This is a genomic window from Rhizobium mayense, from assembly GCF_030272705.1.
GTDB lineage: Bacteria > Pseudomonadota > Alphaproteobacteria > Rhizobiales > Rhizobiaceae > Rhizobium > Rhizobium mayense.
This window is the reverse complement of record NZ_JARFYM010000006.1, coordinates 231,029-242,891: the sequence shown is the minus strand read 5'-3', so window position 1 is coordinate 242,891 and position 11,863 is coordinate 231,029. Positions and strand designations below refer to the sequence as shown.

The following is an 11,863-nucleotide window of genomic DNA, read 5'->3' as shown; positions in this document are numbered from 1 at the left end:
CCTGCCGAAGCCGAAGAACGTTACTATGCCATGCTGGACGCGCCAGCCATGGCCGCATAACTTAAACCAAACGGCCTCCGGCAAACCCGGCGCGGTTCAACCGCACTCTTGAGGAAGTTGCGACGCTTGTCGAAAATGAGGTTGGCCGAAATACCCTCCAACGATATGTCGCTGAGAAAATTTCCGGTTTTTTGCCAACTCCGGGGCATAAGGCGTTGCCCTTGTTTCGGTGGAAGGCGATCTTCACGCTGAACTATGATTTGATCGTAGAAGACGCTTATCGTGCCAACGTCAATACTCACCAGGAACTACGTGCCTTTTACAAAGATCAAAGTGGAATCGAAAAGGACTTGGCGGCCCTGGCTGACCCGCTGCCGTACTTCAAGCTTCATGGGAGTATTGATCAACTCTCTGACCGCGAAGCCCCCCTCATTTTGACAACAGATACCTACATCGAGTTTGAGACCAATCGAAAACGACTGTTTCGACGGCTTGAGGATTTGGCTTACGAGTACCCGATCATCTTTGCAGGAAGCCGTCTGAACGATCCGCATATCAAGGCTATTATCGCCCAGGTTGAAAAGGAGGCATCCTCACGGCCGATGTACTATTTCGTCTCGCCGGGAATCAATCAGTTTGATGAAGCCCTACTTGCTAAGCGCCGCATTACGCCGCTGAAGTTCACCTTTGATGACTTTATGGTGGAACTTGATAAGAGCATCGATCCCACGGCCAGAAAACTGCATGGCGTGTTGAAGGCCGAGACGAATTCGATTGAGCGCCATTTCAGACGCAATGTGGTCGCTCCACCTGGTTTGGCTGCATTTCTTACTAACAACGTTGAGCACGTGCGCTCGGGGCTACCAACTACAACGGTGACTGCAGAGCTGTTTTATAAGGGTGAGAGCCAATCTTGGGCTCCTATTGAGCAGGGTTTCGACATTGAGCGGTTGCCGTATGCGACACTCATGCTGAAGCTATTAGGCCTTCAGAAATCGGAAGAGAGCGCCAATGTCGTTGCGCTCAGAGGCGTAGCTGGCTCTGGGAAGTCAGTGCTTCTAAGGAGAATCGCCTATGATCTCGCTGCGACTCATGGAAAGCTCGTGCTCTTTGCTCCACCGGGAGCAAACCTCCGGGCGGAGCCGCTGCTGGAGCTTTACGATCTGACAGGTCTGCATGCCATCCTCGTGGTGGATCATGCCGCCGATCAACTGATTTCAATTAATAATCTTCTGGATCGCCTTGAAGCGGCTGGGGTACCGATTACTGTTTTGCTAGCCGATACCCATGCTTCTCTTGGCAATGGTCTGGAGGCATTTTCTGAACGTCTCAAGTTCAAAACGGAGCTACGGAATCTCGAAGATCATGAGATCAACAGCTTATTGAAGAGGCTGCGCGAACACAAATCCTTGGGGGTTCTAAGTGGAGAGCCACTTGAAAAGCAGAGGGAGGCATTTGAAAAGGTTGCAGATAAACAACTTCTTGTTGCTCTCTATGAGGCGACCCAGGGAAAACTCTTAGAAGACATTTTGGTGGAAGAGTATCACCGAATTCTTCTCACAGAAGCACAAGAGCTTTATTTGTTCGTCTGTACCCTGAATCGTTTCAGAGTTCCTGTTCGCGCGGCATTGGTTCATCGCGTGATGGGCATAGGTTTTCGGGACTTTGAGCGACGCTTCTTGGGTCCTTTGGAGGGCCTAGTGTTTGCCGAAATTGATCCAGGTTCTCGCGATTATGCATACCGAGCACGACATCCTCATATCGCAGATATTGTCTTCCGTCGAATTCTTGATAGTCAGTCTAAACAGCTTCAACAGTATCGCTCAATTCTTGAGCATATGAATATCAGCTATTCTTCAGACAACGATGCCATGCGGAGAATGTTATCGTTCAGAAATCTTCGAGAACTTGCTCCAGGATTAGAGGAAAGAAGGGACCTTCTTTCTCTTGCCGAAAAAGTATTTGGCGACGAGACATTTGTCCTCCAACAGCAGGCGATTACAGAGATGAATTCGGCGGGGGGGAATTTAAATTTCGCACGACAAAAGCTTGAAAGAGCCGAGGCGCTTCGGCCGAGAGACAATTCTATCAAGCATACTCGTGCTTCTCTCTTAGCAAGAGAAGCGGAGCAGGCGAAGGATACGCTTGAGAGGAGGTCTTTAAGAGGTGAGGCAAAGAACATCCTCCGACAAGTAGCTGGAGGGGAGCGAAGTGATCCTTACGTTTGCAGCCTCTCTGCCCATATTGCAATTGATGAAATTCGCGATCGATTGAATAATGGTGCTGCAAGTCCGAATGATGTCGCCAGACTAGCAGAAGACGCTCAAAAAGCTCTTCAAAAAGGACTTTCGAGCGCTCCTGATTTCGAAGCTCTAATCCGAGAAAGTTATCGACTCCGGCAGGTTCTCCAGCTCGGTGACCGGGGGATCGGAATGTTGGAGACGACGCTTAAGGATCAACCACATCTTGAGTATGTGGCTGCAACGTACGCGCGCGCCATCTTCAGGAAGCACCCGGATAAGGCATTGGCAGCCATCCGAACCGCATTGCAGCAAAAGCAACACAGCAAGTTCCTGAATCAGGTCTACTTTGAGTTACTAATCACGCTAGCCGACGACTTCCGCAATGAGTTGGAATTACCTTTGAAGCGTTCCTTTACGCCCGAAGATCAAAACTTGCTAATGCATCTGCACGCCATCAGATTTCATTTTATGAGGGGCGATCGCCCGGAACTGGAAAAGGTTTTGGCTTCGGCCAGCAAGATGCGCGTACCGGGTAAGGAAAAAAACACGCCGCGCTTACCGGTGATAAATCCTGCGACGCCTCATGGTCGATGGACTGGTAATGTGACTAAGCTCGGTCCAACAAGTGGTTTCATTAGGGTTCCGGGAATGATCTCGGAGATATTCTTCCGCCCAACAGGCGGGACGTCTGACGACCTTTGGGACGAGATCTCTGTCGGCAGCCCTGTCTATTTTGAGCTGCGATTTAACACGCGTGGGCCTGTTGCAGTGGAGATTTCCAAGGAGGAACCTTCCGCCGAGTGTTTGACGCCGCCGAGTGACGAAGGCGACAGCGAGGAAATCCTGAATGGGGAAACTCCGCTGCCTACCGAAACGGGTGAGGAGTCTTGATTATGGCACTCGCCTGATCGATCTATTTTCGTATTTCGCACGCCAGATTTGCGCCAGACTCTAGTCTGTAGTCAGTAAGCGTTTCTAAAAAACTAATTAAATCATTCTTCTCGCTGATGGTCAAAAACAGCGGTACAAGCACTCCCTCGTCACTGTGGTTGAGAACCATAGCATCCGCCATTTCTGAGTAGTGGTCCAGAACGGCCAAGAGGCTGGTGTATTGCCCAGCGTGCATATAAGGCGCCGTGAGTGAGACATTTCGAAGGGACGGTGTCCGGAACTGTCCTACGTTCTCGGGTAGTTTCTTCGTGTAATTGATAAGATTGCCTATTTCGCTATCTTTAGAATCACTGAAGTCCGAATTAGGGCCGAAGCCATCCGCTGCCAACTGTTCCAGCCCCAAGTAACGACCAGTATCATCGGAGAACTTGCCGTCACGCCCAGGTACTTTGAGATCGTGAAATTCGCGGTCCGAAAAGAGTGGCCCATAGTGACATGTGTTGCATCGCCCTTTGCCAATAAAAATCTTCAGGCCGCGCTTTGCACTGGAACTGATCGCTTCCTGCTCTCCTGCGGAAGACGTTCGCAAACCATCAACGAATCTATCAAACGGCGCACAGCCATAAGAAAGCGTGGCAACGAACGCCGCGATCGCCTTAGCGGCAGCCACCAGCTTTGTTTTCGGCTCATTGAGGGAACCGACACTGTGATCAATGCTTCTTCCGTAGGCGTCGGCAAGGACATCTTTGAATGTTGCTGAATAGATGGTGTCAGTTTCTAGAAGCTCAGCTACTGCTACGGGGGTTCCGCCCATCTCGTGCGGGTTTGTTATTGCCCGGATTATTTGTTGCCAAAGTGTGGCCGAGGCCCCGGTCCAGCCGAACCATCGCTGATATGACGAGTTTGCTAGAGATGGTGTATTTCTGTCTCCAAGCGCGAGTCCCTGCGCGAGCGGACGTCCGTCCGCCCAACCTTCGAGAGGATTGTGGCAAGATGCACAACTGACTACGTTTCCCTGTGACAAGCGAGAATCGAAGAAAAGCCTTCGTCCCAAAGCTATCGCTCCGGCGGCCTGTGCCAGTCTGTTTGTTGGGTCACTAGGCGGTTCGGGCATCGGCGACATACCAAGGATGATAGCTTCTTCTGAATTCGAAAAGCTAACCTCTTGATCCTCGGGTGTTATTACTTCACTGGAAGCATCCAGCGTCAAGAAGAGGGTCCATATCGCACCCACTAAAAGAATTCGCGACATTTTGGGTCAAGGTCCCCTACTGCAGTAGGTAATCTGCCTGCGCACGCTCGATTCCGTTAGGTCCGCTGATGTCAAAGTTCAATTGCCAAGCTCCAGGCATATGAAACAACATACCCTTAATGTGCCAGGAGCCATCAGGCGCCCTTTCAACCGTGGGCTGAGTATTCATCCCATGATAGTGAGCAGGCATAGTTGCGCTTACCGACAATCCTACGTCGGACGCATCACTATGATCTTGTGCGTTTAATATCCGAAGAGTGAGCGCGAATGGCTGTCCAATGCTGATAGCGCCATCCGAGATGCTATAGGTCACCACGTACGACCCACCATTGCTAATTTGGCTCGAAGGCCCGGCCGATGCCAGGACGTGGGCCTGATTGGCAAGAACGAGAGGCGGAGTATACCCTTCTCCAATGCCGAACATATCCAAATAATCGCCGCTTGAAGTGAATATCTGGCCGCGATGGTTTCCGAAGTCCGCGACAATTATGCGCCCTTTATAATCCTGTGTGACGCCTTTGGGCTTGTAAAATTGTCCCGGCTCGGTTCCCCAACGACCGAACGTCAAAACGAAATTGCCTGCTTCATCGAATTTTTGAATCCTGTTAGCCGCATCGTCTGAAACATAGACAAAGCCGTCATTCCCGCTGGCAATACCAAACGGGTGTATGAAGTTCCCTTGTTGCGCGCCCGGGGCGCCCCATTGGAATTTGTAGTTCCCTGTCTTGCGATCAAATGCTTCGATACGAAAATTATAGGTGTCCACGATGTAAAGCGTTTCACCGTCTTTGCTGAAGCTGATGTCATTGGGGACTTCCAACTCTCCGTCGCCGCTCCCATAGTGTCCAATTGTCCTGACGGGGTTCATATCCTTGTCTAGAACAATTACCCTCGAATTGTGCGGATCGGCCATGTAGAGAGAGCCGTCTTTATCCCTTGCCAGAGCGCTCGGCTCTACTGGGGAGGCATTGGAACCATCGAAACCCTGTGCGCTAATATGAGGCAACGCAAGCCCTATCACACTCTTCGCGCGAACAACGCGGCTGACGTTCGGCGCGAACTCAGCCGACGCAGGCACCATTCTTGACAATTCAAACTCTTGTAACCTATGGTTGCCGCCATCGGATACGATAATCTCTCCACTATCGCTGTTGATAGTCATTCCTGAGGGCCGCACAAAGCTCCCGAGCGCTCTACCCTGACCGCCAAGCCTTGTGAGGAGTTTGGGCTTGTCGGCGGTTATGTCAAAAACCAAAACCGAATGTGTATCGGGCTCGGCAATTGTCATTAACCCACCCTGACAAACGGCCCGCGTGCCATAGTGGAAGCGCGATCCCTTGTCCCACCATGCCTTGTCATCCACATTGTGAACGGCGCTGGCAGAGGACGTATCAAATACCTGACAACGGTATTCAAATGGCTCGCAGACCACACTGAATGAGTCGTCAGGTGCTACGGCGACTTTGGCCGGATAGTGAAGCCGACCGTTGCCCTCATGGCCGGTAGGGGGGTGACGACCCCATTGATATAGATAGTTACCTTTGTCGTCAAAAACTTGAATTCGGTGGTTAATCAGATCCCCGACATAGAGTTTGTCACCCGCAAAACTGACACTGCTTGGATTTGCGAAAAGCCCTGAATATGATCCCCATCCGCCCCACTGAGCGACATATTTTCCTGTATTGTCAAACTTTTGGATACGATTGTTATAGGCGTCGGCGACATATACGAAACCGCTATCATCAATCGCCACGTCGGTTGGATAGTTGAATTGTCCATCGGCCGTACCGAGTTCTCCAATCTGCCCCTCGTACGTGCCGTCGGTTCCAAAAATTGCCACCCGTTCGTTGCCGCGGTCGGCAACATAGATTTTTTCGCCCTTGACCGCCAATCCCATCGGCTCATTCAAGTGTCCTGACATGCCACCGATCCCAGTTCCAATAGTCCGAATATAGTTTCCGAGTGCATCATAGACTTGAATGCGCCCGTTCCCGGTGTCAGATACGTAAACTTTTCCGTCGGACCCAACAAATATACCCTGAGGGTTGACCAACTTCCCTGAATCGCGGCCTAGCGATCCCCACGATCGTAGAAAAACCCCGTCGACGCTGTAAACAATTACTCGATTGTTAAACGTGTCAGCAATATAGATCTCGCTCTGTTTTGACACTGCCACAGCCACGGGTTCATTCATCTGACCGAGACCCGAGCCGTATCCGCCAAATTGCTTTCGCGGAGGCACTACATTTGGATACTTCATTTCGTCTGGAAAGGGCGGTGGGCTGGCGAGAACTGTACCGAAACACAGGACCATCATCAATCCGATGATCAGCGTGCGCATGGCGTCCTCCTAATCGCGTGCCGGAACGGGTTCCAAGGCTTTCAAGATGTTGCCATCGGGGTCCGCTAAAGTGACAATGCGACCCCAGTCGTAGGTTAGTATGGGCCCGACTGAAACCCCACTCTGTTTCAGGTGCTCAACGAACTTATCCATCTCGGGAACCTCGAAAGTTATAGTTGCCCCGGAAAAGGGTCCATGTTCATCCGCAGGGATTGAGGGGACAGCGGTCCCGCCCGTCCAATGCAAACCCAATCTCAAAGAATAGAGATCAAGTGATGTCCAGTATGTCGTCTCAGAACTGACTGGAATCCCTAATATATCTCGATAGAATGCAATCGATCTTCGCATATCGCTAACGTTTACGTAGATGTCCCGCAAACCTCTGATCACTGGGATGCTCCTCGATGGACGCGGAAATACCAGCTTGCGAAATTAAGACAAAGCTGATGCAACCTGGGTGTACCACGCTAGATGAAGAGTTTCAATGTATTGTGGTGCGTGCTGACTAAATTCGAAAGAATTCCGCCAATAATTGGTATGTTCTTGCTCGCATACGGTTTTTTATTGCGTCGCTGAAGCGACGCAAGGCTATCTATAAATTGGGTGGCGCTGAGGGCAAAGAAATTGTGCGTCCTTCCCACAAGCTCTTACAGGTCCCCACTAAGCCGTTTTATTCGTAGGATTCACTTCGCTATCAATCAAGTTGCTGTAGGTATCTATCAAAGTGTGCCGTTAGTAGCTGGACGCGACTTTCCGAAATTTCGATTAGGGTGCTTTGGTGTCATTGATTGAAAGTTCCGCATCGTCGGGAGCGTGCGTGGGTAAGGGCGCTGGCCTCCCGTTGGTTGCAATTTTGCGATTTAGCGCTACAAACAATCTACCGGCTTTGGTACAGATTGAGCCGACCGATTGAATACGGTCTAAGGGAAAGTGCTCGCTGTTTATGCTACCTGGTTCAGTCGGGATGCGATGTGAAATGACGATCGGGATCGCGCCGTCGATCATGCGCCAAACGCCATGAGCCATTTTGTTCCGAGCCTCTATGGCTCTACGGATACCAGTCCATGCGTCGGCGGTTGTCTGAGCATTGGGATGCAGCGGCATGGCGTACCGTTCCGATAGCTTCTTCGCCAGCTCGATTTTTTCTTTAGTTTCAATCTGAGTGACCAGCTTTCCGTCATCGTACGAAAGGCCAAGCACCGCCCAAATGAACTCCTCTGCGTGCATTTCCATCTCTGAAAACTGCATAATGGCTGTCGCAACAGCGAGTTTGATATCATCCGGCACAGCGTCGGATAAGCGAGCGGTATCCGATAATTTTTTCTGGACGAGTTGCTGCTGTTTGCCCGATCCAGCTTTTGCTTTCTTAAAACGCGGTTCTTTAGGCGGCAGATTGTTCATAGGCTCTCCATTGGCTCGATTGACGCTCTTTATTAGCGTAAGCATTGTCCGCGAGTGAACGCGGAGAGTGTAATGGCTGATGCATCGATTTGGACCACGAAGGAAATTGTCACGGCGGTTATAAGTACCGGTGTCATCACGGCTTTCTTGTCTCCAATGTTGACCTGGCTTGCTGATTTTGTTCGGTCCCGTACCCGCCAAAAACACGCCAGGACATATTTGTGCATGAAAGTTGCATCGATCCTTGAGAGTTACGCGATCGAATGTGCTGAGTTGGTCGATGCCTCGGTAGCTCACTACGGACAAACTCAAATTCCGACCACGTTCTCACTTCCCGATCCGCCTGCATACCCTCAAGACGTCGATTGGCATTCGCTAGATGCGGACACAGCTTATAGGGCAATGAGCTTTTTGAACGAATGCGAAGCTCAGGCGGCCAGCGCCAGATACGCCAACCATTTTGAAGGAAATCCATTTGAGGCCGAGGAGGCCGCAAAGCGAACCGGAAAGAAGGCTCACGAGTTGGCGAATGTGTTTCGTGAAAAAGCCGATCTTCAGCCTCCGGATCTAGGTCATATGTTACAGTCGCTACTCAAATAGGTACTTTTGAATTCATGCCGCTTTTTCCTCTGTCGGCGGCGAACCTGCGTGTTCGGTAATGATCGTTTCGAAGCAAGGGCGAACCGGCAATAATACGTATATGTAACCGCCTAGCGTATACTCGGCGGGCTTTTCTTTTTGTGTAGTCGTGAGCAAAATACGCCCATAACGGGAATCAGCCGAATGAGCGATTACAAGAAGCAGGACATACTTCTTAAGATCCAGCAAGTTGCGGCTGACAACGGCGGCAAATCGCCGGGCATTGCGAGGTTCGAAGCAGAGACGGGAATTAAGCGTCACGAATGGCAGGGAAAGATTTGGCGAAACTGGAGTGATGCCGTTGCTGAGGCAGGACTGGCACCGAATGAACTTCAGGTCGCATGGAGCGCAGACGCTCTCTTGGATCTGGTGATGGACATTGCTAAAGCACTAGGCCGCTTCCCGACGACTTCCGACCTCGATTTTGAATTTCATCACCGTCCTAACAGTCCCGATCGGAAAACCTTGTTGAAACGTTGGGGCATGGCCGAATTGGCGACAGCCCTTGCCGAACACGCTGACCGAGCTGGTGAGGTAGAGGTCGCTTCGTTGGCGCGGGCATACATTCCGCGCCGTCAGAACGTCGACTACGACCGTGACAATCCGGCCACCTTAGTCGGCTACGTCTACATGCAGCGCCACGGGACAGATTACAAGATCGGCTTCACGACCTCACTCAATAAGCGCGGTCGGCAAATTCAGATCGAGCTTCCTCAGGAAATCGAGCTTGTCCATTCGATCTTAACCGACGATCCGGCAGGCATTGAAGCGTATTGGCATAAACGCTTTGCCGCGAAGCGGACACGTGGGGAATGGTTCAAGCTGACGAAGGCTGACGTTGCTGCCTTCAAACGATGGTCAAAAATTTGGTGAGGCACTGAGCATGGATTGGGTTTTGCCGCTAATCGGTGGCCTTGGTATAGGATCGCTGCTGAAGTCGGTTATCGACAATTTCAATAGTCGCAGGGCAGTGATGAAAGACCGCCTGTATCAGGAGAAGCGGGAAGCCTATCTAGGACTTCTCGGAGCGCTCCATAAAGCAGCGGTGCAACCTTCAGACGAAAACTCAAAGGATTTTGCTCTTTGGCAAACCCGCTGTCAGCTTTTCGGGTCGCCGGACGTAGCGCGTTTCGCCCAGGCCATCGTGGAAACAAACGATAGGCCACGGTCTGAACGGGAGTCGGCGTTCAGCGGACTGATAGAATCAATGCGAGATGACCTTCGCCGGTGAAGATCGGCAGGCTTATTGCTACAATAACTCAATCCGCGATCAGGGTAGACGGCGATGGAAGAAGAGGTAGACCTGGCTACAGCGGTAGCTGTCGAAGTTGCAAAGCAGATTCCTGTCAAAGACGCCTATGACGATGCAGTAAAGCCCGGCGCTCAGCAGGTCGGAAATATTGTAGAGGATATTACGAAGACAGTTCTTCTTGCCCTCGCGCCTATACAGTATCCCGCCGCGCTGCAGGACCGATTTAGAAACTTCCTCGATAAGTCCGTTCGCCGCGTTCCAGAAGATAACCGACTTCCACCTCCTCCGCAGGTGTTAGGACCGGTCCTTGAAGGAATACGGTATGAACCCGAGGATAGCCCGATATCTGAGATGTTCTCACAGCTTCTGAGCAGTAGCATTGACCAGACGCGCGTTCATAATGCGCATCCCGCTTTCGCTCAGATCGTCAGGCAACTATCGGCAGATGAGGCGACATTACTTAGCGCCATGTGGACTCTCTGGAAACAAGAACGCCGGTCCTTCCGCCAGTGGTTTACACAAGATTACGAGCGAAGTTCAAATACCTTCAGCAACATAAAGATGGAGCTGGATGAGATACCGCGCGCTAACCTCATGTTTCCCGAAAACGTCGAATTCTACGGGCAGCATTTATATGCTTTGGGCATCACCGCATTCTTCGATAGCGCTCAACAGGAGCCGCTTTATGATGAGAACCAGATACAAAATGGTATCCGCCTCTTTAAGGAACTACGGTTCACGGATGTCGGACACAAATTTATGGAGGCGGTAAGCCTATAGCTTCGCTCTTGCGAGCAGCTTTCGATGCGGGTCATATGCTCTTGCAATCTAGAACAGAATGTAGGCCGTTACAGTGTTACAAAGAGTGGAAATTGTTGTTGAGAATCAATGGCTTATACGATTTCGAATCTCTCCACTCCGACCAGCCGTAAGTCTTTGTTATCCCGAGATAATTCACGCTTTCCTGATTTCTCCCAAAAAATCACCGCCGCCGATATTGCCACTGGTGCGTTGCGCTGACCTCCGCCACCCTTTTCTACCAGGAGAAAAAGGGTAAGCAAAAATGCCGATGCAAAAACAACTGAAGCAACGAGAGAAAGAGAAATGGATCGAGGCTGAGCGCTGGCGGCGGAGGCGGCAACAGCGAGAGCGTCTTCAACGACTAAAGGACCTTGCGAAACTCATCTTGCTCATTCGTTTTTTAGATTTAGCGAAAGAGTTTGGCGCGGCCATGGGCGCGTTGATCACATCGAATTTGTCCAGGCCTGGCCCCACCAATGTAAGAGCAGCCGTGACAGCGGAAGCTCCGCCACGACCTGAATATACACACAAGAAGCAGCCCCGCCTCCAACTTCATTTTGGCAGATACTTTGAGCAGAAACCGAGTCTGAGCCTCGCAGTCAGGTACCTCGAATTGCCAAATAATACGGCTGTATTTCAGTTTATACTAACGCAGTTGCCAGAAGAAACGCACGACTGGGCTCGCGCAATGATTGCTGAAAGAGGGGCGCGCGAATTTAAAATTGCAACCAGAAACCACACTGCATCAGAGGTTGAGACAATCAAGAATATGCAACTCGCCGCGCAGCGTTGGCAATGGCAGCAAGATGAGGCCGTCCGACAAAAAAAGTTGGAAATCGAAAAAAAATTTAAGAAGGTTAACGCCATTGTTAACCACGATCAGGAGCCTGACGGGCCGCCCGGGCACAACCCAAGAATGTAAAACGAGTGAAATCTACAAGGAATTCTTCAAGGCGGCTTTTGGCCGCCTTTTTTCGTGTTGCAAGGAATTTTTGATCCTCCCAAAAGGAATTTTGGTTCCATAATATAGACGCCCAAAGGAA

10 protein-coding genes are annotated in these 11,863 nt (G+C 50.9%); 6 read left to right on the top strand and 4 right to left on the bottom strand.

The genetic code is table 11. The features are described from left to right. Positions 1-221: 221 nt before the first annotated feature. Positions 222-3,134, top strand: a complete 2,913-nt coding sequence (locus tag PY649_RS11155; protein ID WP_285868415.1) for a P-loop NTPase — start codon at positions 222-224, stop codon at positions 3,132-3,134. Between the two features lie 22 nt (positions 3,135-3,156). Here the strand turns inward: PY649_RS11155 and PY649_RS11150 are convergent, their stop codons facing one another. The 4 genes from PY649_RS11150 to PY649_RS11140 all read right to left on the bottom strand — a co-directional run bounded on the left by PY649_RS11150 (position 3,157) and on the right by PY649_RS11140 (position 8,128). Then, a complete protein-coding gene (locus tag PY649_RS11150) occupies positions 3,157-4,344 on the bottom strand; it encodes a cytochrome-c peroxidase (protein ID WP_285868411.1) in 1,188 nt (395 codons plus the stop codon). A gap of 58 nt (positions 4,345-4,402) precedes the next feature. After that, the gene (locus tag PY649_RS11145; RefSeq protein WP_285868410.1) at positions 4,403-6,727 is read right to left on the bottom strand and encodes an NHL repeat-containing protein; all 2,325 of its coding nucleotides are present in this window, start codon (positions 6,725-6,727) and stop codon (positions 4,403-4,405) included. 9 nt (positions 6,728-6,736) lie between these two features. After that, positions 6,737-7,117 carry a VOC family protein gene (locus PY649_RS35155; protein WP_414125138.1) on the bottom strand — a complete coding sequence of 127 codons (381 nt, stop codon included), beginning with the start codon at positions 7,115-7,117 and terminating at the stop codon, positions 6,737-6,739. 375 nt (positions 7,118-7,492) lie between these two features. Continuing rightward, a complete protein-coding gene (locus tag PY649_RS11140; RefSeq protein ID WP_285868409.1) occupies positions 7,493-8,128 on the bottom strand; it encodes a hypothetical protein in 636 nt (211 codons plus the stop codon). 72 nt (positions 8,129-8,200) lie between these two features. Between PY649_RS11140 and PY649_RS11135 the strand changes: the two genes are divergently transcribed. The 5 genes from PY649_RS11135 (at position 8,201) to PY649_RS11115 (ending at position 11,742) form a co-directional block, all read left to right on the top strand. After that, complete coding sequence (locus tag PY649_RS11135; RefSeq protein ID WP_285868408.1) at positions 8,201-8,728, top strand: hypothetical protein; 528 nt, start codon at positions 8,201-8,203, stop codon at positions 8,726-8,728. Positions 8,729-8,911: 183 nt separating this feature from the next. Further along, positions 8,912-9,640 carry a GIY-YIG nuclease family protein gene (locus PY649_RS11130; protein WP_285868407.1) on the top strand — a complete coding sequence of 243 codons (729 nt, stop codon included), beginning with the start codon at positions 8,912-8,914 and terminating at the stop codon, positions 9,638-9,640. A 412-nt stretch (positions 9,641-10,052) separates the two neighbouring features. Further along, positions 10,053-10,799: a DUF4393 domain-containing protein gene (locus tag PY649_RS11125; protein WP_285868406.1), complete on the top strand. Its 747-nt coding sequence runs from the start codon at positions 10,053-10,055 to the stop codon at positions 10,797-10,799. A gap of 108 nt (positions 10,800-10,907) precedes the next feature. Continuing rightward, entirely contained in the window at positions 10,908-11,039 is a 132-nt protein-coding gene (locus PY649_RS11120; RefSeq protein WP_285868405.1) for a hypothetical protein, read from the top strand. Between the two features lie 43 nt (positions 11,040-11,082). Beyond that, a complete protein-coding gene (locus PY649_RS11115; protein WP_285868404.1) occupies positions 11,083-11,742 on the top strand; it encodes a hypothetical protein in 660 nt (219 codons plus the stop codon). Positions 11,743-11,863: the final 121 nt, after the last annotated feature.

Coding starts and splice junctions, on each gene's coding strand:
- PY649_RS11145 (WP_285868410.1), bottom strand. CDS start 6,727: ATGCGCACGCTGATCATCGGATTGATGATGGTCCTGTGTTTCGGTACA.
- PY649_RS11135 (WP_285868408.1), top strand. CDS start 8,201: ATGGCTGATGCATCGATTTGGACCACGAAGGAAATTGTCACGGCGGTT.
- PY649_RS11125 (WP_285868406.1), top strand. CDS start 10,053: ATGGAAGAAGAGGTAGACCTGGCTACAGCGGTAGCTGTCGAAGTTGCA.
- PY649_RS11120 (WP_285868405.1), top strand. CDS start 10,908: ATGGCTTATACGATTTCGAATCTCTCCACTCCGACCAGCCGTAAGTCT.
- PY649_RS11130 (WP_285868407.1), top strand. CDS start 8,912: ATGAGCGATTACAAGAAGCAGGACATACTTCTTAAGATCCAGCAAGTT.
- PY649_RS11115 (WP_285868404.1), top strand. CDS start 11,083: ATGCCGATGCAAAAACAACTGAAGCAACGAGAGAAAGAGAAATGGATC.
- PY649_RS11140 (WP_285868409.1), bottom strand. CDS start 8,128: ATGAACAATCTGCCGCCTAAAGAACCGCGTTTTAAGAAAGCAAAAGCT.